Genomic DNA, 22,866 nt, shown 5'->3' on the forward strand with positions numbered 1-22,866 from the left:
CAATGCCTGGTGATCAGGTGTCCAGGTGCCGAATATGCCCCGGCAGGCGCGTAGCGGCTCAGCGGGCGGTCGGCGGGGCGATCTGCCAGTGCTGGTTGAGCGCGGACGCGATCTCGGGCAGGACCGTGATGGGGATTCGCTTGGCGCGCAGCATTTCCCGGATCTCGGTGACCTGTTCCCGCTTGCGCATGTCGTAGGCGCCCGCCACCGGGCGGACCACCGGCGGGATCGACAGCAGGACGAGTTCGTCGCTGGTGCCGCCGTTGAGGTCCAGTGCCAGGGCCCAGCGGCCGTGCTGGTCGAGGGTGAAGCGGCCCGCCACGACCCGGTCCCACGGCACGGTCGCGGAACGGAACGGCGTGCGGACATAGATCGCCGGCTCGGTCAGCTCGACGACATCGCGCACGAACAGCGCCGCGCCCACCAGGATGCCCGGCACCGCGCCGATCAGGATCCACAAGAAGACCCGGTTCACCCCGAACATCGCCAGGAACAGTCCGACGACGCCGGTGGTGACCAGCGCGCCGATCAGGCAGTAGAGCAGGCTCCGTCCCATCGGCACGACTCCGACACGTACCGCAGCCATGCGACCTCCCGCTGTTCCTTGACGGTCGGTGCCGCGTGCCGCCGACCTTGCTGACCCGATTCTGGCAGAACCGGGCAGCGCGGTCACCGGGCGTCGAGCGCTACCGCCGCCTCCGCGGTGTTGACCAGGAAGGTCAGGCTCTCCTGGAAGTACAGCTGGACCGATTCGGCGTCGTGGCTGAGGTAGCCGATGGCCAGATCCTGGCCGATCCGGAGATCGAAATCGCCGCCACGGGTGGTGAGCACGAAGGCGCCGTCGATGGCAGGCGCCCAGATGATCTCGCCGTCGGGCAGCAGCCGCTCGATATGCGTGCGGACCGGATGCCCGTGGTCGGAGGTTTCGCTGACCTCGGTGTACAGATCGGCGCTGAGCAGCACCGAGTACGGGCCGTCGACACCGGCCAGACGCAGCTCGGTGAGTGCCTGCGCGATGGCTTCCGGCGTGGCGAGGACATCCTCGGGGACCGCGATCGAGGCATTGGACGCCGCGGCCCTGATGCCGGTGATCTGCGCGGCCGAATAGCCCTCGAAGATCGCTCGGTCCTCGGCGAAGGCGATCTTCTTGGCCGCCTCCTTGACCGGGTCGAGGTCGGCGTCGTTGGCGCCACGCTCGATATCGTCGAGTTCCGGCCGCGACAACGTGAACGGCACCCGCAACTCGACCAGCGGCGCGACGAGGCGCTGTCTGGCCTGCACACCGTCGCCGGGGGCCGTGATCGGCGCGGTCCGGCCCAGCCCGACCGCGGAGTAGTCGGTGCCGTGTGGACCCGAGACGTCGACCACGCGGCGGCCCGCGATGTGCCGCTTGAAGGTGCGGGTGGCCTCCTCCTCGATGGCCTCCCACGCCTCGCCGCTGATCGGCGCGAGTTCACGATGCAGGTTGTTCATTCAGTTACTCCTTTTCATCGAACCGATGCCGAGTGAGCCGTTCGTGGACAACGCCGCCGCCGCGTTCGCTTGTTCCACCGGAACGAATTCGGCGAGCGCGTCGGAGCCTGTTTCGGCGGCGACGGATGCGGGGGCGTCGGGCAGGTCGTCGAGGAAATCGATGGTCGGGGTGAAGAACAGGCTGCCGGTGACGGCGAAGGAGAAATCGAGGATGCGGTCGTAGGCCGCTTCGTCGGTGCCGGTGAACATGCGCTCGAGCATCCGCTCGGTGACGCTCGGGGTGGCGGCGTAGGCGATGTAATAGGTGCCGAACTCGCCCTGGCCGATGGTGCCGAAGGGCATGTTGGCGCGGATGATCTGACGTTCGGTGCCGTCGGGGTCGATCAGGGTGTTCACCGCGACGTGCGAGTTCGCGGGTTTCACGTCGTCGGGCAGTTCGTAGTCGCCGAGTTTGGTGCGCCCGATGACCCGTTCCTGCTCTTCGATGGTCAGCGCGTTCCACTGGTCGAGCGGGTGGGTGTACTTCTGCACGATCACGTAGCTACCGCCGGTGAAGTCCGGATCCTCGGCGCCGATCAGGGCCGCCGACGCGGCCGCGGTGCCCTCGGGATTCTCGGTGCCGTCGACGAAGCCGAGGAGATCGCGCTGCTCGAAATAGCGGAAACCGACGGTCTCGTCGACGATCGTGGCCGCGCCCCGCAACCGGGCACCGATCACCATGGCGAGTTCGAAACAGGCGCCCTGGGTTTCGGCTCTGATGTGGAACAGCAGGTCGCCCGGGGTGGCGGGAGCGCTGTGCACAGCGCCGGTGTAGCCGGGAAACTCGTGCAGCTCAACGGGTTTGGGGCCGGCGAAGAGCCGGTCCCAGGCCGACGAGCCGATCGAGGTGATGCAGGTCAGTCCCTCGCCGGGCACCCGGAAAGAGACCGCGCGGCGCAGACCGGAGATATCGGACAGGAGATCGCGGACGGTGGCCTCGCCGCCCTCGTCGATGGTGGCGACGAGGAAGATCGCGGCGGGCGTGAGTGGATCGAGGACCGGCTGTGGCTCACCCATGCCGTTCAGCGTACGGCGCCCCACCGACACCGCCGATCAGTGCCCGGGTGTGTCAGCACATTCCGGGCACACGGCACCGCTACGACTTGGCGACGGTCAGCAGGAACGCCACATTGTCGACGGCTTTGACGCTGTGGCGGGCACGCGGGACGACGATCAGGTCGCCGGCCGAGCCCTTCCATTCGTCGGTGCCCGCGATCAGCACCAGGGTGCCGGTGAGGACCTGGATGGTGACATCGCCCGCGTTGTCGTGTTCGGCCAGGCTCTGGCCCTCGGTGAGCGCGACAACGGTCTGCCGCAGCGCGTGGGTGTGGCCGCCGACGACGGTCTGGGAACTCCGGCCGCTCGTCGAGGTGGCCGCTAGCTTGAGCTGTTGTCGGGCCACCGCGGTCAGCGATTTCTTGTCCATGGCAACGCGCCTTTCGCAGGCTTCTCGCGGGCTGGTATCGAGGAGTATGCCCGAGACCTCGCGCCCGGTCCGGTGTTTTGCGCTGACCGTTAGCCGGATGTTGCCGCCGCGCGGGTGTAGTTGCGAACGCGATACCGCAGACCGGTTTTCGACTCCAGCCACGGCGTGTCGGGCGCCTGCCATTCGGGTCCGATGACCGGGGCGAACGCGTCACCGGGGACGGTGGTGTCGATCTCGGTGACCTGCAGCGCCGTCGCGAACGGGAGCGCGGCGCGATAGATTTCGCCACCGCCGGCGACCCAGATGTCCACGTCACCGGCCAGCGCCAGCGCCTCGGCGAGGGAACCGGCCCGTTCGGCGCCCTCGGCGGCCCAATCGGTCTGACGGGTGACCACGATGTTGCGGCGGCCGGCCAGCGGCCGGTACGACGCGGGCAGCGAGTCCCAGGTGCGCCTGCCCATGATCACCGGATGGCCCATGGTGGTGGCCTTGAAATTGGCCATGTCCTCGGGCACCCGCCACGGGATCGTGTTGTCGACCCCGATCACGCCGCCGTTGGCCTGTGCCCAGATCAGGCCGATCGAACGATTCACGCTGTCGCCGCCTGGGTGTGCCGCCCGCGGGCCTGACCGCTCACACCGCCACCGGCGCCTTGATGGACGGATGGTGCTGGTAGCCGGACAGTTCGATGTCGTCGTAGACGTAGTCGAACAGGCTGGTCGCGGGGCGCAGGCGCAGCTGCGGGAACGGGTACGGCTCGCGGGTGAGCTGCTCGCGCACCTGGTCGACGTGGTTGTCGTAGATGTGCACATCGCCGCCGGACCAGATGAATTCGCCGGGCTCGAGCTCGGTCTGCTGGGCCACCATCAGGGTGAGCAGGGCGTAGCTCGCGATATTGAACGGCACGCCGAGGAACAGGTCGGCGCTGCGCTGATACAGCTGGCACGACAGTTTGCCGTCGGCCACGTAGAACTGGAAGAACGCGTGGCAGGGTGCCAGCGCCATCTTGTCCAGGTCGGCCACATTCCAGGCCGAGACGATCATCCGCCGTGAATCGGGGTCGGTGCGCAGGGTGTGCAGCACCTGGGCGATCTGGTCGATGTGGGTGCCGTCGGGGGTCGGCCAGGACCGCCACTGCACGCCGTAGACCGGGCCGAGCTCGCCCTCGGCGTCGGCCCACTCGTCCCAGATGCTGACGCCGTGTTCGCGCAGCCAGGAGACATTGGAGTCGCCGCGCAGGAACCACAGCAACTCGTAGGCGATGGACTTCAGGTGGACCCGCTTGGTGGTGATCAGCGGGAAGCTCGTGGACAGGTCGTAGCGCAGTTGATGACCGAAGATGCTGCGGGTTCCGGTACCGGTGCGATCGGATTTGGGCGTGCCGTGCTCGAGCACGTGCCGGAGCAGATCCTCGTACTGCGTATCAGGGATGGCCACGGCTGCCGATTCTACGACGCGCGGCACCTGGCAAGCTCTCCGCGTATGCGCAAGCTCTACGTGATCGGTATCGGTGCCGGTGACCCCGACCAGGTGACGATGCAGGCGGTCAAGGCCATGCGGCGGGCCGAGGCTTTCTTCGTGATCGGCAAGGGCGCCGAGAAACAGGAACTGGTCGACGTGCGCACCGCGATCCTGGCCGAGCACGTCGACGGCCCGCACCGCGTCATCGAGATCACCGATCCGCCCCGCGACCGCACCCCCGACGATTACGCCGGTGTCGTGCGTGACTGGCACGAACGCCGCGCCGAACTCCTGGAAACCGCGTTCGACCAGGTCGAGGGCGCCGGCGCGATCCTGGTCTGGGGCGACCCCGCCCTCTACGACAGCACCCTGCGCATGATCGAGCACGTCCTGTCCCGCGGCCACACCAGCTTCGATTACGAGGTGATCCCCGGTGTCACCAGCATCGCCGCCCTCGCCGCCCGCCACCGCATGGTTCTGCACCGCATCGGCGAGCCCGTCCACGTCACCACCGGCCGCCGCCTCCGCGAGGACGGCCTCGGCCCCGGCTCGACAGTGGTGATGCTCGACGGCGACTGCTCGTTCACCGCGATCCCCGGCCCCGACATCCACATCTGGTGGGCCGCCTATCTGGGTATGCCCGACGAAACCCTGATCGAAGGCAACCTTCGCGAGGTCGAACAGGAAATCATCACCCGCCGCACCGAACTCCGCGCCGCCAAGGGCTGGATCATGGACGTCTACCTCCTGCGCGCGAACTGAGGGATAAACTGGCCGGGTGCCCGAACTACCCGAGGTAGAGGCCCTGGCGCAGTTCCTGCGGGACCATGCGGTGGGCGCCGTGGTGGGCCGGGTCGACGTCGCCGCGCTGAGTGCCGTGAAAACCTTCGACCCACCGGTCACCGCCTTGTCCGGCCGCGATGTCACCGGCGCAGGCCGCTGGGGAAAATTCCTCGGCATGGAGTGTGCTGGCCTGTGGCTGATCACCCATCTGTCCCGGGGTGGCTGGCTGCGCTGGGTGGACGAGCCGAATCCGTTGCCGCCCAAGCCCGGCGGCAAGAGCCCGCTGGCCTTGCGCGTGCATTTCTTCACGCCCGAGGGCGCGACGCCGTCGATCGATCTGACCGAGGCGGGCACGAAGAAGCGGCTGGCGGTGTACGTCGTCGAGGATCCGAAGCTGGTGCCGGGGATCGCGCGGCTGGGTCCGGACGCGCTGGCCGTCACCGAGGACGAATTCGCCGAACTGCTGTCGAGCACTTCACAGCGTCTCAAAACCGCGCTGGTCGACCAGACGCTGATCGCCGGAATCGGCAACGCCTACTCCGACGAAATCCTGCACACCGCGAAGATCTCCCCGTTCGCCAATACGAAAACGCTACCGGCGGACAAGGTTTCGCAGCTATACACCGCCATGCGCGAGGTGCTGCTGGACGCGGTGCGGCGTTCGGCCGGGCAGGACGCGGCCCGGCTCAAGGGTGAGAAACGCTCCGGTATGCGGGTGCATGCGCGCACCGGCGAGAAATGCCCGGTGTGCGGGGACATCGTGCGCGAGGTGTCCTACGCGGAGCGCTCGTTCCAGTACTGCGCCACCTGCCAGACCGGCGGCAAAGTGCTCGCCGACCGGCGGATGTCGCGGCTGCTCAAATAGCGTGTCAGCGGTCCCGCCAGGCCTCCAGCAGCCGCAACCAGAACTCGCTGACGGTCGGATAGGCCGGCACCGCGTGCCACAGCGTCGTCAGCGGCACCCGTCCCAGCACCGCGATGGTGGCCGCGTGCAGTTGTTCGCCCATGTCGGGGCCGACGAAGGTGGCGCCGAGCAGGCGATCGGAGGCGGTGTCGACGACCAGTTTCGCGCGCCCCCGGAAATCGTCGCGCGCCAGGGCCGAGCCAGCCACCGCGATATCCAGTTCGACCGTGTCGACGGCGTGTCCGCCGGTGCGCGCCTCGTGTTCGGTCAGCCCGATCGAGGCCAGTTCCGGCGCGGTGTAGACGACCTGGGGCACCTGCTGATGGTCGGCGCTCGCGACGTAGCGCGGGCTGTCCAGCGGCTTGCCCTCGGCGCGCGCGGCGATCACGTCACCGCAGACCCTGGCCTGATACTTGCCCATATGTGTCAGTGCCGCACGGTGATTCACATCGCCGACGGCGTAGAGCCAGTCGCCGGGCACGCCTCGTGCGGTGAGCTGGTCGTCGACGTCGACATAGCCGGCGGGCAGGCCGACGGTGTCGAGCCCGAGTCCGTCGGTGGCCGGCGCGCGGCCGGTGGCGACGATCAGTTCGTCGACTTCGAGTTCCCCGTCGCCGAGGACCAGGGTGACCGGGCCGCCGTGGATGCGGCCGACGCCGGTGTCGACCGGGTCGCGGCGCGAGACCAGCAGCGGTTCGGTGTGCAGCCGCACCGTGACGACGCCGGTGTCGCGCAGACCGCGCAGGATCAGCTCCGAGGCGAACGGTTCGGCGCGCGGCAGCAGCCGGTCGCCGCGCACCAGCAGCGTCACCTCCTGTGCGCCCAGTTCGGCCAGCCAGGTCGCCGTCTCGCAGGCCACCACACCGCCGCCGATGATGGCCACGCGCCGCGGCACCACGGTCATCCCGGTGGCGTCGCGGGAGGTCCACGGCAGTGCCTCGCGGACACCGGCCAGCTCGGGGATCGCCGCGGTGGTGCCGGTGGCCAGCACGACCGCGTGCCGGGCGCGCAACACCCGCACCTCGCCCTCGGGGGTGACGACCTCGACCCGCCGTTCACCGGCCAGCCGCCCGGTGCCGCGGACCGGCTCGATCCCGGCCGATTTCGCCCAGTCGACCTGGGAACCGTCGTCGTAGCCGTGTACGAAGCTGTCGCGCCGGGCCAGCACGTCGGCCACCTGGGGGCCGCTCGCCGTGACACCGGGCATCGCCTGGCCCAGGCTCAGCACCGCACCCGGCCGCAACAGCGCCTTGCTCGGCATACACGCCCAGTAACTGCATTCCCCGCCGAACAGCTGGTGTTCGACCAGCGCGGCGGTGCGGTCGCTGCCCGCGACGGCGTAGGCGGCGGCGTTCTCCCCGGCCGGTCCGCCGCCGAGGACGATGACGTCGTAGTCGGCGTCGGTCACTGCAGATAGCCCTCGACTTCACGGGCCGGGCGCATCGAGGTGTCCTCGGGGGACTCGTCGGCGCCCGCGCGGGCGCGTCGCTGCCGCAACAGGTCCCAGGCCTGGTCGAGCATCACCTCGAGCTGGGCCAGCTGCCGGCGTTCGGCGACCGGGTCGATCTCGCCCGAGGTGGCTTTGGCACGCAGCTCGTGCTCGTCGGCGACCAGCTGTTTGATCCGCGCCAGGATGTCTTGTTCGGTCATGTGCTCACCACTTCGATGCTCGGAGGGGTAGTGCCAGGCGAACAGCGCCCGCGAGGGGCCTGGCGTCCATGCTACGACCGTGCGGTGGCGGCGCGCTGGGCCGCGGCGAGGCTGTCGGCGGCGATCGGCACGGCTCTGGCCAGCTCGGCGGTGGTCTGCGCGGTGTAGCCGATGGCGACGCCGAAACGGTGTTCGGCGGCGAGATGGTGGCGGGCCAGGCCGTCGAGGAGTACTCCGCCGGCCCGGGCGAGGTCGACGGCGTGGCGCTCGGCGGCCGCGTCGGGGAGTTCGACGACCAGGTGTGAGCCCGCGTCGTCGCCGACCACGGGCAGACCGCGCCGCGCGAGTTCGCCGACGACGAGCGCGCGGCGCGGCGGCACCACCCGGCGCAGCCTGCGCAGGTGCCGGGCCAGGTCGCCGTGGCGGGCGAATTCGCTCAGGACGCGCTGTCCTGCCGGGCTCGGTGCGGTGCCGGTGCGCACGCGATGGGCCAGCACGGACTCGGCGATGTCGGGGCGGGCGACCAGCCAGCCGACGCCGAGGGTGGTGGCGATGATCTTGCTGGTGGTGCCGAGGTGCACGACGACATCGGGAGCCATCGAGACGAGCAGGGGGAGCGGCGCTGTGTCATAACGCAATTCGCCGTCGTAGTCGTCCTCGATGACGAAGATGCCCGCTGCCCTGGCGAATTCGATCAATTCGACTCGCCGGGCGGCGGGCATTCGCGCGCCGAGCGGAAACTGGTGCGCCGGTGTGCAATACACGGCCCGCACATCGGCCGGAATCCGGTCGACGCGCAGTCCGTCACCGTCGACCGGTACCGCGACGACCTCGATCCCCGCCGCCACCAGGGCCCCGGTGGCCCGTAGATACCCGGGATCCTCCATGGCGACGCGATCCCCGGGACGCAGCAGCGCCGCGGCCAGCTCGCCCACCGCGGCGCTGGTCCCGGCGGTGGCCAGCACGACCGAGGCCGACCCGGCGGCCAGTCCGCGATGACGCAGCAGATGCTCGGCGACCGCCGCCAGATAGGCCGGTTCGCCCGCCCGGTTCTTGCGAGCGTCGCCGGGGTCGTCACCGGCCGCCCGCCAGGCCCGCCGCCACGCCGCGGGGTCGAGGGCTTCCACACACGGCGCGCCGGGGCTCAGGTCGAGCAGGTCGGTGTCGAGGGCGGTGGCCGCGTCCGGCGGGGTGCTCGGCGGGGCCGTCGCGGGCGCGGTGCTCAGGTAGGTGCCCGAGCCGCGCCGCCCGGTCAGCCAGCCTTCCGCGTGCAGCTGGTCGTAGGCGGTGGCGACCACGGCCCGGCTGACCCCGAGTCGCTGGGCGAGCGCCCGCGAGGACGGCAACCGGTCGTGCACGCGCAGCAGCCCACCGGTCGCCGCGGCGCGCAGGGCATCGGCGACCTGCACCGGCAGCGGTTCGGGTGCGTCGCGGTCCAGCGGGATCGGCAGTTCGTCGAGCATCACGTTCACCTCGAAGTGGACTGTTGATTTACCGATGAATTGGACCTCCTCACGGTCCAATTGTTGGGCGAAGCTCATCTTATGACCAACACCACCCGCCCCGCGCTCTCACCGACCCCGCGCAGCACCCTGACCCGCGCCAAAGAACGCGGCATCGCCGACCGGGCCGTCCTCGACGCCGTGCTCGACGCGGGCCTGGTCTGCCATCTCGGCGTGCTGCTCGGCGGGTCGCCGGTGGTGTTGCCGACTGTGTACGGGCGCGACGGCGACACCCTCTACCTGCACGGCTCCACCGGCGCGGGCAACCTGCGCGCCGCCGTCGGTACCGAGATCTCGGTCGCGGTGACCCACGTCGACGGTCTGGTGTACGCCCGCTCGGCCATGCACTTCTCGATGAACTTCCGGTCCGCGGTGATCCGTGGCGAGGCCGTGCTGGTCACCGACGACGCCGAGCGCGACCACGCCTTGGCGGTGATCGTCGAACACTCCGCCCCCGGCTCCTGGGACCGGGTGCGCCCACCCAACCGCAAGGAAATGGCGGCGACCATGGTGGTCGCGCTCGACCTCACCGAGGCCTCGGTCAAGGTGCGCACCGGCGGCCCGAACGACGACGCCGACGACATCGCCACCGGCGGCGTCTGGGCCGGTGTGCTGCCCCTGCGTCAGGTCTGGGGCGAGCCGATCCCCGCCGGCGATCTGGAACCGGGCATCGAGGTGCCCGCCGAGGTGGCGGCGCGGGTGTGCGCGGTGCCGGTCGGCTGACTCGCTCAGTGCGCGCCCAGCGCCATCAGATCCTTGGCCGACACCTCGGGCAGATACGCCTTCGTCAGCGCGATCCCGATGCGCGGCAGGTCGGCCTCGTCGCGATAGCACAGGTAGACCGGTTCGTGGCGGGGCTGGAACTTCGCCTTGAACGAATGCAGTGACCGGAAACCGTAATACGGCTCCATGGCGGCGCCGAGCCCGTCGAGCAGACGATCGATCGGTTCGGCGTTGCCGGCGTCCGCACTGCGGGCCAGCGGCGCGCCCGAGAGCGAAACGATCTCGGCGCCTTCCTCTTTGAAGGTCTGCGCGGCCGAGGCGATCAGGAATTCGATCACCGGGCGGAAGCCGTCGGGCCGCCTGCGCATCACATCGAGGGTCCAGCCGCGGATCTCCCCGCCCGGCGCGTACACCGGCAGCCACGAGGTGACCCCGTGCACGCTGCCGTCGGCATCGATCGCCAAGCCGACCCGCACGGCGGGATCGAGCGCCTCCTCGACCCCACCGAGCGTGAATCCCATTTCCGGCAGCCCCTTTTCACCGACCCACTCCTCGGAGATCGCCCGCACCTGCGCGAGCACGGCGAAGGGTTCCTCGTCGAGATGGACCATCCGGAAGGTGACGCCTTCCTTGTTCGCCTTGTTGATCGCCGACCGGATGTCTTGCCACGCTTTGCCTTTGAACTCCAGCTGCGGCAGGTCGACGATGGTGTCCTCGGCGATCTGTGTACTGCGCCAGCCGAGTTCGCCGGCCAGCTCGGCGACGGCACCGGTGGTGGAGAACAGGCACGGTACCAGGCCGTCGGCCTCGCAGCGGTCGGTGAAGCGGGCGATGGTGTCGGGCAGCAGATCCGGTGGGCCGATCGGATCGGTGAGCGCGATGACGGTGCCCGCGTGTCGCTGATAGGTGACACAGCGTTCGCCGTCGGCGGCGAACCAGTGCTTGTTCTCCGGCCAGGTGGTCATCCACGACATGGTGCTGCCGCCGTGGCGGGCGAGCAGTTCGCGCACCGCGACGGCGGGGTCGGTGCCCGCGAGCGCGCCCTCGGTGATCCGGCTGCGGGCAGGCACCCGGAACGCGCCGCGCCCGCCGTAGACCAGGGCCAGCTCACCGGCCCACAGCAGGGCGGTGCCGACGGTGACCGCGCCGGTAGTGGCGTAGTCGGTGCCGATGGCCACACCGAGCAGGACCAGCGTGAGTACCACATGCAGGGTGCCGTAGCCGACGGTCACCCACCACGCCCAGTGCCTGCCCCTGCGCAGCTGATCGGCGACGACCGCGATCACCACGACGGTGACGAGCGTGCTCCACAGCGAGCCGCGTTCGTCGCCGGTCGGGCCGAGCAGGGTGTCGCTGGGGAAGAAATACACCGTCACCGAGACCGCCGCGATCACCAGCAGCCCGGCGAACGCCAGCATCCGCACCTCGCGCCGGGTGCGCGGCCAGAAGCCGTGTTCGGTTCTGCTGAACAGCTTTTCGCCCAGCGGCAGCCACATCAGCACGGCGAGCACATGCATGAGATCGGCGAAGGTCGACTCGAACAGGAAGGTGATCGCCACATACGCCACCAGCGCGGCACGCACCCGCAACCGCCACGGCGAGAGCAGCGTCGCCGACACCGCCGCCAGCGCCGCGACGGCCGCGGTGGTGAAACCGACATCGCGCACCTCGGCCAGCCGGTCGGCCCAGGCGAGATGGGTGTGGGCGAGCAGCCCGACCGTCACCGAGGCACCCAGGACACCGGCGAGCTGACCGCTCACACAGACCAGCGCGGTGCGCGCGGTGCCGAGCCGCCATTCCGTCCAGCCGACGGCGGCCGCGAAGAACACGGCCATCATGAAATATTGGGCCGGGGTGAGGCCGAAGAACCAGCCCGTCACCGGCGTCCACCAGGAGCCTTCTCGCAGCGCGGGCCAGCCGTAGGCGATGTCGTGGAACCAGGACGTCTGGTCGAGTCTGCGCCAGAGGCCGCCGCCGGCCAGGCCGAGCAGTACGACCACGACCAGAAACCCGGTGGTGAACGGCACCCGGCGCAGCACCGCGCCGATCGGGGCGAACGGGCGCTGGTCGGCGGCAGCTGTGTTCTCGTCCATTCGATCCACCTTTGCTGCGAGTGCGCCGCACGGGCGCGGTGAAGTCGTCTGTGTACGGTACGTCCAGAGATAGCGGTCGGGCATCTGTGGAGGTCAGCGATGGCGAAATTCACCGATCTGTCGTTGCTCACCGGGTGGCTGCCGGTGGTGCTCACCGTTGCCGGGGTGGTTGCCGGCTGCTGGTTGCTGTTCCCCCGGGTGCGTCGGTACGTCGTCGCGGTGGTGCCGGTCGTGCTGCTCGGCGCCGCCGTGCTGACCGCCGCGCTGTATCTGATCGTCGAGGAACTGTGGCGGCCGTTTCCCGACCCGATCGCGGTGTCGGTGTACGTGCTGATCGGGATCGCGATCGCCGCCGTGCTGCTCGTGGTGCCCCGGATCCTGGTGCGCCGGAAGTGGACCACCGCGCTGGTGACGTTGCTGGCCGCGATCATGGTGCTGGTGGCGGTCGGCGTCCGGGTCAACCTGGTCTACGAGTCGTATCCGACGGTGGGCACGGTGTTCGGGGTCGACGCCATCGACCGGATCGACGCGAGCGAGCTGACCCGCAGCGCGCAGGTGGTCACCGGCCGTCCGCTGACCACGGTGTGGACCGCGCCCGGCGGACTCCCCGACAGCGGCCGGGTACTGACCGCGACGATACCGCCGACCGCCTCCGGATTCGCGGCACGCGATGCCGAGATCTACCTTCCCCCAGCCTATTTCGCCGATCCGCGGCCGTTGCTGCCGGTGCTGGTGCTGCTCGCCGGGGAACCGGGGGCACCCGAGGACTGGCTCGTCGGCGGACAGCTGGTCACGACGATGGACGACTTCGCCCGCGCGCACGGCGGCCTGGCACCGGTGGTCGTCGTCGCCGACGGCACCGGCTCGCAGCTCGCCAACCCGCTGTGCCTGGATTCGCGGCTGGGCAATGCCGCCACCTATCTGGCCGTCGACGTGCCGGCCTGGACACGCGAGCACCTGCAGATCGATCCCGATCCGCGCGCCTGGGCCGTCGGCGGACTGTCCTACGGCGGCACCTGCGCCTTGCAGCTGGCCACCAACTTCCCGCAGGTCTACCCGACCTTCCTCGACCTGTCCGGCCAGGACGAACCGACCCTGGGCAGCAGGCAGCGCACCGTCGACGAGGCCTTCGGCGGCGACGCCGAGGCGTTCACCCGGGTGAACCCGCTCGACCTGCTGCACTCGCGCACCTACCCCGATTCCGCCGGCGCCTTCGTCGTCGGCGCCGACGACGACCTGTACCGCCCGCAGGTGGAACGCATGTACCAGGCCGCCAAGGAGGCCGGAATGGACGTGCACCTCGACATCGTCCCCGGCGGGCACAGTTTCGGGGTCTGGGCGCAGGGTCTGCGCGATCAGCTCCCATGGCTGGCGACCCGCCTGGGCATCACGCCCTGACCTGCCGCGACGACACGCGGGGCACCGCGCGAGGGCGGATCAGTACAGTCCGTCGCATGACGGAGGCGGAGGCGGGCCGGCGCGCGCGGCGCTCGTTCACCGAGGAGCACGTCGTCGACACCGCCCTCGCGCTGCTACGCGCTCGAGCGCGCGGTGATCGACCGGGTGCTGTCGGCGGTGCCGCTCGGCCCACTCGGTGCCGAGTGCGTCGAATGGACCGCCGCAGTGATCCAGTTCGCGCTCGGCCTGCGTGATCGGCTGCTCGACCACCCCGCCGTCGCCGGGCTCATGATGGCGGCCCAACGGCCCTCGATGTCGCCGAGGCCCTGTTCAACTGCAATGACAGCCACCTGAACGATTGATCACCAGGCCATCAGGGATTTTCCTTCTCGGCCGATGTCTCCCTGGAGGCCTGGTGATCAATTGTCCAGCTTGTGAGTCACCAGGCGGTGGGGGTCAGGCCGGCGGTGTGGCAGGTGTCGGTGATCGCGGGGGTGAGGGTTTCCGGTGACGCTGCCAGGCCGACGAGGGCGAGGGTGTAGGTGTCGCCGAGGCGGGAGAGGTAGCCCGACAGGCGGGTGCGGGGAAAAGTGGTGAGGCCGGGGTGGATCGCGCGGGCGGCGACACGGTCGCAGTGGTGCGGGCCGACTGTGCGCAGGGTGTTCGGCAGCGTTCCGATATTGGAGCACAGGATGTCTCGTTCGCCGGCGCCCTTGCTGAGTGCGTAGGCCCAGCGGTCGGAGAGCACCTGGAGGATCTCCTCGGGGAGGCCGGCGGGGCTGGTCATCCGGCGCTGATAGGCGGCGCGCGCCTTGTCGCGCAGTGTCGCCGGAGTGTCGGCGCGGACGATCTCGATCTCGGTCACCGCGAGGTCGTTGTCGACGCGCGGTTCGTCGCGGGTGTCGACCGGCAGACTGGCGGCGAGCACCGGACGGTCGAACCCGCTCTCCCACAGGATGTTCGCGACCAGATGGATGAACAGGCTGTTCGGCGTGCCACCCGCGTCGGCGGCGGTGCCGTCCCATGCGGCCGCGTCGAAGGTGAGCAGGGTGCTGTGCACGGTGCGGCCAGGGGTGGTGTCGGGCTCGACGGTCGCGGGCGGTTTCGGGAGACCTCGTCGCAGGGCGCGAGCGGTTCCGGTGATGATCGTCGACCATTGTGCGCGAGCGTCGGCCCAGTCGGAACGGCCTGATGTTCGCGTCGGCTCTACGGGGTGACCGGTCGCGAGCTGGTCGAGCGCGGTCGCGACGGCGTGGATCAGGCCTCGTGCGTCAGCGAGTGCGTGTGAGCAGGTCAGGGCGACGACCGTACCGCCGTTGTGGAGTGCCGCCGCGGACAGGCGCCAGCCGGGGCCGAACTCGGGGTCGAGGCCGCACCCGAGCAGATCGGCCCACGGGAGAATCGCCTCCTCGCCGAGGGGCTCACCGCCGGCGACGGCCGGGGTGATCGCGGCTGATGTGGAGGCAGCCGCAGGAGGGACTGCTGCTGTGAAACGGGCGGAGGTGTTGGCGGAGGGGGCGAGCGGGCCGGGCTCGGTGGCGGTCGCGGTGGTGGATGGGGGAGTGAATCCGTGCAGGTCGAGGGGGTGGGCTCGGGTGTTCAGTTGCCAGGTGCGGCGGGCGCCGGGGACGCGGGAGGCAGCGACTCGGCGGGCGAGGGGGCCGGTGCGGAGGTGGGTGTGGATCGCGTGGAGGAGGGCGGGGTCCATCGCGTCGGGGATGCGCCACAGGCCTTGCAGGGCGATCGGGGTGCCCATGCCGCGGTGGGTGCGCAGGAAGATCTCGTCGACGACGGTGAGGCGGTCCATTGCCGTCCGACTCTAGTCACCCTTGCGTGAAGCAGTGAATCGGTGGTTCACTTCTTACATGGTGTACCGCAGAACCCCGGCTGTGCAGGCCCGGCTCGACGCGCAACGGGCGCTGATCGTGCAGGCCTCGACCAGGGTGCTCTCCCGCGCCGGGTTCGCCGGGCTGTCGATGGCCGCGGTCGCGGGGGAGGCCGGGATCGCGACCGGCACGGTCTACAAGCAGTTCGAGAACAAGGCCGAACTGGTGGCCGCGGTGTTCGAGACGGTGGTCGCCCGTGAGGTCGACGCGGTCCGCGCGGCGGCGGCCGACGGTGACGTACTGCACCGGGTGAGCGCGGCGGTCGAGACCTTCGCCGGGCGCGCGCTGAAGAACCCGAAACTGGCCTACGTCCTGCTGGCCGAACCGGTCGACGCCGCCGTCGACGTGCAACGCCTGGAGTTCCGCCGCGCGTTCGCCGCGGCCTTCGAGGACGCCATCGCCCTCGGCGTCGCCGATGGTCAACTACCACCGCAGGATTCGCACCTCAGCGCCGCCGCGCTGGTCGGCGCGATCGGCGAGGTGCTGGTCGGTCCGCTGGCCGACACTCCGCGCGCCGAAACCGTCATTCCCGAATTGGTCGCATTCGCTGTGCGCGCGCTGGGCGCGCACCCGGAATCGTTGTAGTCGAAGGAGAGTCGGCCGTGTCGACCCATGAAGTGTTCAACCAGGTACCCCCGCTCGTCCCCTTCGACGCGGCGCGCAACCCCGCGCTGCTCGAGGGCCTGCACCGGGAAGGTGCGGGCTGGGCCGAGGCGGAGGTGCGCGAACTCGGCGCGCTCGCCGGCGGGATCGCCGCCCAGGAATGGGGCAGGCTCGCCAACGAATACCCGCCGGTGCTGCACACCCACGACCGCTGGGGTCGCCGCGTCGACGAGGTCGAATTCCATCCGCACTGGCACGATCTGATGACCGTCGCCGTCGAACACGGCATGCACGGTTCGCCTTGGCTCGACCAGCGCCCCGGCGCGCACACCGCCCGCGCCGCCAAGTTCTACACCTGGGGTGTCGCCGACGCGGGCCACATGTGCCCGATCTCGATGACCTACGCCGTGGTGCCCGCCCTGCGCCACAACCCGGAACTCGCCGCGAAATACGAGCCCCTGCTCGGCTCGCGCACCTACGAATTCGGCCTGCGCGAACCGTCCACCAAAGCCGGCCTCATCGCGGGCATGTCGATGACGGAGAAGCAGGGTGGTTCCGATGTGCGGGCCAACACCACCACCGCCACCCCGCAGCCCGACGGCTCGTACCGCGTCGTCGGCCACAAGTGGTTCACCTCGGCGCCGATGTCGGACATGTTCCTCACCCTCGCGCAAGCGCCCGGCGGCCTGTCCTGTTTCCTGCTGCCGCGCGTGCTGCCCGACGGCACCCGCAACCCGATCCGGATCCAGCGCCTCAAGGACAAGCTGGGCAACAAGTCCAACGCGTCCTCGGAGATCGAGTACGAGAACGCCACCGGCTGGCTGGTCGGCGCCGAGGGCGCCGGGGTGAAGACCATTATCGAGATGGTCAATATGACCAGGCTCGACTGCGTGCTCGGTTCGGCCATCGGCATGCGGCTGGGCGCGGTCACCGCGGTGCACCACGCGCGGCACCGGGAAGCGTTCGGCGCCAAGCTGATCGACCAGCCCGCTATGCGCAATGTGCTCGCCGATCTCGTGATCGAATCCGACGCGGCCACCACCGTGATGATGCGGCTGGCCGGGGCCACCGACCGCGCGAGCGGGGATCCGGCGGAGGCGGCGCTGCGCCGGATCGCGCTGGCCATCACCAAGTACTGGGTATGCAAGCGCGCGCCCGCGCATACCGCCGAAGCGCTGGAATGCCTGGGTGGCAACGGGTACGTCGAGGAGTCGGGCATGCCGCGGCTGTACCGCGAGGCACCGCTCATGTCGATCTGGGAAGGCTCGGGCAATGTCGCGGCGCTGGACGCGTTGCGCGCCATGGGACGTCAGCCGGAGACGGTCGAGGCGTATTTCGCCGAGGTGGGGCTGGCCCGCGGTGCCGATCCGCGCCTCGACGACGCGATCGACCGCGTCGGCAAGGAACTCACCGACCTGTCCGACATCGAATACCGGGCCCGCCGGGTGGTCGAACTGATGGCGCTGGTCCTCCAGGGCGCGCAACTGGTGCGCCACGGCCACCCCGCCGTCGCCGACGCCTTCTGCGCCACCCGCCTCGGCGCCGACTGGGGCATCGCCTTCGGCACCCTCCCGGTCGGCGCGAACACCGGCGCCATCATCGAACGCGCCTTCGTCGACCTGCCGTAGGACCGACGTCGCCTGCGCCACCTGCCGGTACCCGGCGACCAACCTGCGTCGGCCGGCAGTCGACCGACAGCATGGCCGATGGTTGGTGTCGCGTGGTGGCTGGTGGATACCAGCGGTGATACGTCGCCGGCCACCAGCCGGTGCGCGGCGACTCGCCTGCGCCGGTCGGCGGTCATCCGCCCGCATGGCCGATGGCTGGTGTCGCGTGGTGGCTGGTGGATACCAGTGGTGATACGTCGCCGGCCACCAGCCGGTGCGCGGCGACTCGCCTGCGCCGGTCGGCGGTCATCCGCCCGCATGGTTGTCGGGTGGTGGCTGGTGGCCGGTCGACTCCGGTGGTGATACGACGCTGACCACGCAGGCGCGGGGATAGGCTCGGCGGGTGGAGCGGGCGAGCGAAGTCCTGACGGTGGGTGAACTGGCTCAGCGGATTCCGGTGCCGGCCCCCGGTGGGCAGCGGGTGCTGCTCGGTATCGCGGGGCCGCCGGGGGCGGGCAAGTCGACGCTGGCGCAGCGGCTTCGGGCTGCGGTCGGTGCGTCGGCGGTGGTGGCGCCGATGGACGGGTATCACCTGCGCAACGCGGTTCTGCGGGAACGAGGCGCGCTGGCGCGCAAAGGCGAACCCGACACCTTCGACGCGGCCGGATTCGTCGCCGACCTGCGCGCTCTGCGCGAGGCGCGGGTCGGCGAACCGGTGCCGTGGCCGTTGTTCGATCGGGCGATCGACGAGCCGACCGAGGGCGGTGTGCTGATCCGCGACGAACGCGTCGTCGTGGTCGAGGGCAACTACCTGCTGCTCACCGATGCCGAGGCGCCGGGCTGGGCGGCGGTGCGCGGAATGCTCGACGCCTGCTGGTACCTCGACGCGCCGCGCGAAGTACTCACGACCCGGCTGCTCTACCGGCATGTGGCAGGCGGGCGCGCCCCGGACGCGGCGAAGGTCAAGGTCGCCGACAGCGATCTGCGCAATGCCGACCTGATCGCCCGCACCAGGGCGCGCGCCGAGCACGTACTCACTGCTCATGGCACGGGCTACCGGTTCGGCTGACCGGCGCGGGATCCCCGGAAAACGGGGCGCACCCGGCAATCATGGAACGATGACGCGACGTCAGCGAGCCCGGCTACCCGGACACGTCCTGCGCAACGCCGCGGCGGCCGTCTGCGCGCTGCTGCTGTACTACAGCGTGCCGGTGGCGTGGGCCACCGATCTGGACGCCTGGCCGGGACGCGTGAGCGGGGTCGTCACCTTCGTCATCGGCGTGGTCGGGCTGGCCTGGCTGGTCTGGCGCCGGATAGATCATTTCCTGCGCGCACCCGCGGAAGCGGGCGGCCGGGTGGACGGCGTGCTGCTGCTGGTATGCATCGTCTGTGTGGTGTTCGCGCTGTACTACTACCGTCTGCAGCAACAGGATCCGAGCCAGTTCGCCGGCTTGGAGACCCGCACCGACTCGCTGTATTACACGATGGTCACCCTGGGCACCATCGGCTACGGTGACGTCCACGCCGCCGGCCAGGCCGCGCGCATCGCGACCATGGTGCAGGTGGTGTTCGACCTGGTGGTGTTCGGCACCTTCGTCACCATTATCACCTCCAGTGTCACCGCTCGGATCAAAGCCGCCGCCCGGCCCCGCCCGGACGCCGTCAGCGACGATGCGACCGGTACCAGCCGATGAGCTCGTCGGTCGAGGAATCACCCGCCGACGCGGGCTCGCCCGGATCGCTGAGCAGCGGCGCCAGCGCCAGCGCCTGCTGCTTGCCCAGCTCCACCCCCCACTGGTCGAAACTGTCGATACCCCAGACGATGCCCTCCACGAACACCTGGTGCTCGTAGAGCGCGATCAGCTGGCCCACCGTCGACGGGGTGAGCTCCGGCGCCAGAATGGTCGTGCTCGGGCGGTTACCCGGCATCACCTTGTGCGGCACCAGCTTCGGGTCGGTGCCCTCCGCCGCGATCTCCTCGGCCGTCTTGCCGAAAGCGAGCACCTTGGTCTGCGCGAACAGGTTGCTCATCAGGATGTCCTGCATGCTGCCGGTGCCGTCGCGGGTGGGCAGATCGTCGGTGGAGCGGGCGAAGCCGAGGAAATCCGCCGGAATCAGCCGGGTGCCCTGATGCAGCAGCTGATAGAAGGCGTGCTGGCCGTTGGTGCCCGGCTCACCCCAGAAGATCTCGCCGGTCGACGACGTCACCGGGGTGCCGTCGGCCCGCACCGACTTACCGTTGGACTCCATCGTCAACTGCTGCAGATAAGCCGGGAACCGGGCCAGATCATTCGAATACGGCAGTACCACACGCGATTCCGCGCCGAAGAAATTCGAATACCAGATACCCAGCATGGCCAGCAGCACCGGACCGTTCTCGGCCAGCGGCGCCGATGCGAAATGCCGGTCTACCGCGTGCATTCCGCCGAGGAACTCCCCGAAATGCTCTTTGCCGATGGTCACCATCACCGACAGGCCGATCGCGGAATCGACCGAATAGCGGCCGCCGACCCAATCCCAGAAACCGAACATGTGCGTGGTGTCGATGCCGAACTCGGCGACCCGCTCGGCATTGGTCGACACCGCCACGAAATGCTTGGCCACCGCGACCTCGCCCAGCGCGGCCACCAGCCAGCGCCGCGCGGCCGTGGCATTGGTGAGCGTCTCCAGCGTCGAGAAGGTCTTGGACGCCACGATGAACAGCGTTGTCGCCGGGTCGAGCCCGGTGAGCTTGGCGACCAGATCGGCCGGGTCGACATTCGAGACGAACCGGGCCTCGATCTCGGCGTCGGCGTAATGGCGCAGCGCGCGATACACCATGTCGGGCCCCAGATCCGAGCCGCCGATCCCGATATTGACCACGGTGCGGATACGCTGACCGGTGGCGCCGACCCACTTGCCCGAACGCACCGAATCGGCGAACTCGCCCATCCGGTCCAGCACCTCGTGCACCGCGGCGTCGGCGTCGGCACCGTCGATACACAACTGGTCACCGACCGGCAGCCGCAACGCGATGTGCCCGACCGCGCGGTCCTCGGAGGTATTGATATGCGCGCCGGCATACATCTCGTCGCGGCGCCGCGGCACGCCCGCGGCCTCGGCGAGATCGACCAGCAGGCGCAAGGTTTCGCGGGTCACGCGATGCTTGCTGTAGTCGATGTGCAGATCGGCCACCTGCACGGTCAACGCACGGCCGCGCGCCGGATCATCGGCGAACAACTGTCGTAGATGTACCGGCGCGACGCTGCGATGATGGTCGTGCAGTGCCTGCCAGGCCGCCGACGCGGTGATGTCGCTGCTCACGCCTGCGAGGCTACCGTGTCGGGTCAGGCCCGGCTCCGTGTCGTTCGCTCACCGGAACCGTGGTCGCCCGTGTTCGGTGTGCCTCGCCCCACTCCGGCTTAGGCTGGCTGCATGGTGTCTGAACGCGACGTACTCGAATTCGTGCCCAAGGGTTTGTGGATCGGTTCCGGGCCGGTCGAAGCGACGGGGGGAGGGACTTTCGCGGTGCACAATCCGGCCGACGGGTCGGTACTCGCCGAGGTCGCCGACGCCACGCCCGAGGACGCCCTGCGCGCGCTGGACGCGGCCGCCGCGGTGAGCGAGTCGTGGGCGGCCACGCCGTCGCGGGAGCGCGGCGAGATCCTGCGGACGGTGTTCGAGCAGCTGACCGCGCGGGCCGAGGAGTTCGCGCTGCTGATGACCCTCGAGATGGGCAAGGCGCTCGCGGAGAGCCGCAACGAGGTGCGCTATGGCGCCGAGTTCTTCCGCTGGAACAGTGAGGAGGCGGTGCGGGTGCACGGGCGCTACCTGCACGCGCCGTCGGGCACCGGCCGGATCATGGTGCACAAGCAGCCGGTGGGTCCGTGTCTGGCGATCACGCCGTGGAACTTCCCGCTGGCCATGGGCACCCGCAAGATCGGGCCCGCGCTGGCGGCCGGCTGCACGATGATCGTCAAGCCCGCCGGGGCGACGCCGCTGACCATGCTGGCGCTGGCGAAACTGTGCAGCGAGGCGGGGCTGCCCGACGGCGTGCTCTCGGTCGTCACCACCTCGCGTTCCGGTGCTGTCACCGGCCCGCTGATCGACGATCCGCGCCTGCGCAAGCTCACCTTCACCGGCTCCACCGAGGTCGGCAAGAAGCTCGTCGGGGCCTCGGCGAACCGGCTGCTGCGCACCTCGATGGAACTCGGCGGCAACGCGCCGTTCGTGGTGTTCGACGACGCCGACATCGATGCCGCGGTGGCCGGGGCGATGCTGGCCAAACTGCGCAACGGCGGCGAGGCGTGCACCGCGGCCAACCGGTTCCATGTGCAGCGCGGGGTGGCCGCTGAGTTCACCGCGAAGCTGGTCGCCGCGATGAGCGAGTCCGTGGTGCTCGGCCCCGGCACCGACCCGGCGACCACCCTCGGCCCGCTGGTCAGCGAGGACCAGCGCGAGATCGTCAGCGATCTGGTCGACGACGCCGTCGCCGCGGGTGCCGAGCTGCTGCTCGGCGGCAAGGCGCCCGGCGGTCCCGGCTGGTTCTACCCGGCGACCATCCTCGGTGACGTGCCGCCGACCGCGCGCATCCTGCGCGAGGAGGTGTTCGGACCGGTCGCCCCGATCGTCACCTTCGACACCGAGGACGAGGGTGTCGCGGCGGCCAACGACACCGAATACGGCCTGGTCAGCTATGTCTACACGCGTGATCTGGACCGGGCGCTGCGGATCGCGGAGGCGATGGAGACGGGCATGGTCGGCGTCAACCGCGGCGTCATCTCCGATCCGGCGGCCCCGTTCGGCGGCGTCAAGGAATCGGGCTTCGGTCGCGAGGGCGGCACCGAGGGCATCGAGGAATATCTCAACACGAAGTACATCGCGCTCACCTGAGCACGGTCTGGAAATAAGTACCGCCCCGGGGATGGTGTTGCACCCGGGGCGGCCTTTTCGGAGGCGGCGAACTGGAGGCTCGCCGCGTGGTTCTGGGGGGAGGGTCTAGCGGCCGAGGCGGCCGCGACCCAGACGGAGCAGGAGCATGGCGAGGGTGTGACCCTCCTGGCCGAGCTCACTGAAGCGTTCGAGCACCTTCATCTCCCGGCTGTGGACCAGGCGCGGGCCGCCGGAGGCCATCCGGGTGCGTCCGATGATCCGGGAGATCTCGCTGCGGCGCTTGATCGCGGCGAGGATCGTGGCATCGAGCTGGTCGATCTCGAGGCGAAGCTTCTCGATCTCCGCTTCGGACTGCGGCAGTGCCGAATCGGACCCGGTCGTCGTAGCAGGGGTGCTCATCATTCATCTCCTCGTGTCAGAACTTGGATCGGTTGGACTGGACGCCC

The 22,866-nt window shown here is 69.8% G+C and carries 23 protein-coding genes; 10 read left to right on the top strand and 13 right to left on the bottom strand.

What is annotated here, in order from left to right; genetic code table 11:
- Positions 1–58 precede the first annotated feature (58 nt).
- The 6 genes from ACFXK0_RS24155 to ACFXK0_RS24180 form a co-directional block, all read right to left on the bottom strand.
- Positions 59–586: a hypothetical protein gene (locus ACFXK0_RS24155; RefSeq protein WP_379412997.1), complete on the bottom strand. Its 528-nt coding sequence runs from the start codon at positions 584–586 to the stop codon at positions 59–61.
- Between the two features lie 83 nt (positions 587–669).
- Positions 670–1,473, bottom strand: a complete 804-nt coding sequence (locus ACFXK0_RS24160; protein WP_379412998.1) for a family 1 encapsulin nanocompartment shell protein — start codon at positions 1,471–1,473, stop codon at positions 670–672.
- Positions 1,474–2,529, bottom strand: a complete 1,056-nt coding sequence (locus tag ACFXK0_RS24165) for a Dyp-type peroxidase (protein WP_379412999.1) — start codon at positions 2,527–2,529, stop codon at positions 1,474–1,476.
- A gap of 79 nt (positions 2,530–2,608) precedes the next feature.
- The gene (locus ACFXK0_RS24170; RefSeq protein ID WP_379413000.1) at positions 2,609–2,938 is read right to left on the bottom strand and encodes a cupin domain-containing protein; all 330 of its coding nucleotides are present in this window, start codon (positions 2,936–2,938) and stop codon (positions 2,609–2,611) included.
- An 89-nt stretch (positions 2,939–3,027) separates the two neighbouring features.
- Positions 3,028–3,531, bottom strand: coding sequence for a dihydrofolate reductase (locus ACFXK0_RS24175; protein WP_379413001.1), 504 nt, complete (start codon positions 3,529–3,531; stop codon positions 3,028–3,030).
- Positions 3,532–3,571: 40 nt separating this feature from the next.
- Positions 3,572–4,375, bottom strand: a complete 804-nt coding sequence (locus ACFXK0_RS24180) for a thymidylate synthase (protein ID WP_379413002.1) — start codon at positions 4,373–4,375, stop codon at positions 3,572–3,574.
- A gap of 45 nt (positions 4,376–4,420) precedes the next feature.
- On the opposite strand from ACFXK0_RS24180, the gene cobF reads away from it, so the two are divergent.
- Both cobF and ACFXK0_RS24190 read left to right on the top strand, forming a co-directional pair.
- Positions 4,421–5,161 carry a precorrin-6A synthase (deacetylating) gene (gene cobF, locus ACFXK0_RS24185; RefSeq protein WP_379413003.1) on the top strand — a complete coding sequence of 247 codons (741 nt, stop codon included), beginning with the start codon at positions 4,421–4,423 and terminating at the stop codon, positions 5,159–5,161.
- A 16-nt stretch (positions 5,162–5,177) separates the two neighbouring features.
- Positions 5,178–6,047 (top strand): Fpg/Nei family DNA glycosylase, encoded by an 870-nt coding sequence (locus tag ACFXK0_RS24190; RefSeq protein ID WP_379413004.1) that lies wholly within the window; start codon positions 5,178–5,180, stop codon positions 6,045–6,047.
- Between the two features lie 4 nt (positions 6,048–6,051).
- On the opposite strand, the gene ACFXK0_RS24195 is transcribed toward ACFXK0_RS24190, so the two are convergent.
- The 3 genes from ACFXK0_RS24195 to ACFXK0_RS24205 form a co-directional block, all read right to left on the bottom strand.
- Positions 6,052–7,494 carry a dihydrolipoyl dehydrogenase family protein gene (locus ACFXK0_RS24195; RefSeq protein WP_379413005.1) on the bottom strand — a complete coding sequence of 481 codons (1,443 nt, stop codon included), beginning with the start codon at positions 7,492–7,494 and terminating at the stop codon, positions 6,052–6,054.
- Positions 7,491–7,736, bottom strand: coding sequence for a DUF2630 family protein (locus ACFXK0_RS24200; protein WP_379413007.1), 246 nt, complete (start codon positions 7,734–7,736; stop codon positions 7,491–7,493). Before ACFXK0_RS24200 ends, ACFXK0_RS24195 begins: the two co-directional genes overlap by 4 nt.
- A 71-nt stretch (positions 7,737–7,807) precedes the next feature.
- Positions 7,808–9,277, bottom strand: a complete 1,470-nt coding sequence (locus tag ACFXK0_RS24205; protein ID WP_379413009.1) for a PLP-dependent aminotransferase family protein — start codon at positions 9,275–9,277, stop codon at positions 7,808–7,810.
- 3 nt (positions 9,278–9,280) lie between these two features.
- Between ACFXK0_RS24205 and ACFXK0_RS24210 the strand changes: the two genes are divergently transcribed.
- A complete protein-coding gene (locus ACFXK0_RS24210) occupies positions 9,281–9,961 on the top strand; it encodes a pyridoxamine 5'-phosphate oxidase family protein (RefSeq protein ID WP_379413010.1) in 681 nt (226 codons plus the stop codon).
- 5 nt (positions 9,962–9,966) lie between these two features.
- Here ACFXK0_RS24210 and ACFXK0_RS24215 read toward each other — a convergent pair whose 3' ends face one another.
- A complete protein-coding gene (locus tag ACFXK0_RS24215) occupies positions 9,967–12,054 on the bottom strand; it encodes a bifunctional lysylphosphatidylglycerol flippase/synthetase MprF (protein ID WP_379413011.1) in 2,088 nt (695 codons plus the stop codon).
- Between the two features lie 99 nt (positions 12,055–12,153).
- On the opposite strand from ACFXK0_RS24215, the gene ACFXK0_RS24220 reads away from it, so the two are divergent.
- Both ACFXK0_RS24220 and ACFXK0_RS24225 read left to right on the top strand, forming a co-directional pair.
- Complete coding sequence (locus tag ACFXK0_RS24220) at positions 12,154–13,452, top strand: alpha/beta hydrolase (protein WP_379413013.1); 1,299 nt, start codon at positions 12,154–12,156, stop codon at positions 13,450–13,452.
- 153 nt (positions 13,453–13,605) lie between these two features.
- Complete coding sequence (locus tag ACFXK0_RS24225) at positions 13,606–13,806, top strand: hypothetical protein (protein WP_379413015.1); 201 nt, start codon at positions 13,606–13,608, stop codon at positions 13,804–13,806.
- An 85-nt stretch (positions 13,807–13,891) separates the two neighbouring features.
- On the opposite strand, the gene ACFXK0_RS24230 is transcribed toward ACFXK0_RS24225, so the two are convergent.
- A complete protein-coding gene (locus ACFXK0_RS24230; protein WP_379413016.1) occupies positions 13,892–15,259 on the bottom strand; it encodes a hypothetical protein in 1,368 nt (455 codons plus the stop codon).
- Positions 15,260–15,317: 58 nt separating this feature from the next.
- Between ACFXK0_RS24230 and ACFXK0_RS24235 the strand changes: the two genes are divergently transcribed.
- From ACFXK0_RS24235 to ACFXK0_RS24250, 4 genes are all read left to right on the top strand, one after another.
- Positions 15,318–15,923, top strand: a complete 606-nt coding sequence (locus ACFXK0_RS24235; RefSeq protein WP_379413018.1) for a TetR/AcrR family transcriptional regulator — start codon at positions 15,318–15,320, stop codon at positions 15,921–15,923.
- Between the two features lie 17 nt (positions 15,924–15,940).
- Positions 15,941–17,569 carry an acyl-CoA dehydrogenase family protein gene (locus tag ACFXK0_RS24240; RefSeq protein WP_379413020.1) on the top strand — a complete coding sequence of 543 codons (1,629 nt, stop codon included), beginning with the start codon at positions 15,941–15,943 and terminating at the stop codon, positions 17,567–17,569.
- Between the two features lie 382 nt (positions 17,570–17,951).
- A complete protein-coding gene (locus ACFXK0_RS24245; RefSeq protein ID WP_379413021.1) occupies positions 17,952–18,617 on the top strand; it encodes a nucleoside/nucleotide kinase family protein in 666 nt (221 codons plus the stop codon).
- Between the two features lie 49 nt (positions 18,618–18,666).
- The gene (locus ACFXK0_RS24250; RefSeq protein ID WP_379413023.1) at positions 18,667–19,242 is read left to right on the top strand and encodes a potassium channel family protein; all 576 of its coding nucleotides are present in this window, start codon (positions 18,667–18,669) and stop codon (positions 19,240–19,242) included.
- Here the strand turns inward: ACFXK0_RS24250 and pgi are convergent.
- Positions 19,211–20,851, bottom strand: coding sequence for a glucose-6-phosphate isomerase (gene pgi, locus ACFXK0_RS24255; RefSeq protein ID WP_379413025.1), 1,641 nt, complete (start codon positions 20,849–20,851; stop codon positions 19,211–19,213). The two genes, ACFXK0_RS24250 and pgi, sit on opposite strands and share 32 nt — an antisense overlap.
- Before the next feature lie 111 nt (positions 20,852–20,962).
- On the opposite strand from pgi, the gene ACFXK0_RS24260 reads away from it, so the two are divergent.
- Positions 20,963–22,420, top strand: coding sequence for an NAD-dependent succinate-semialdehyde dehydrogenase (locus tag ACFXK0_RS24260; RefSeq protein ID WP_379413027.1), 1,458 nt, complete (start codon positions 20,963–20,965; stop codon positions 22,418–22,420).
- A 105-nt stretch (positions 22,421–22,525) separates the two neighbouring features.
- On the opposite strand, the gene ACFXK0_RS24265 is transcribed toward ACFXK0_RS24260, so the two are convergent.
- The gene (locus tag ACFXK0_RS24265) at positions 22,526–22,819 is read right to left on the bottom strand and encodes a chorismate mutase (protein WP_022566231.1); all 294 of its coding nucleotides are present in this window, start codon (positions 22,817–22,819) and stop codon (positions 22,526–22,528) included.
- Positions 22,820–22,866: the final 47 nt, after the last annotated feature.

Source organism: Nocardia sp. NPDC059177, from assembly GCF_042755165.1.
In the GTDB taxonomy this organism is placed as follows: domain Bacteria; phylum Actinomycetota; class Actinomycetes; order Mycobacteriales; family Mycobacteriaceae; genus Nocardia.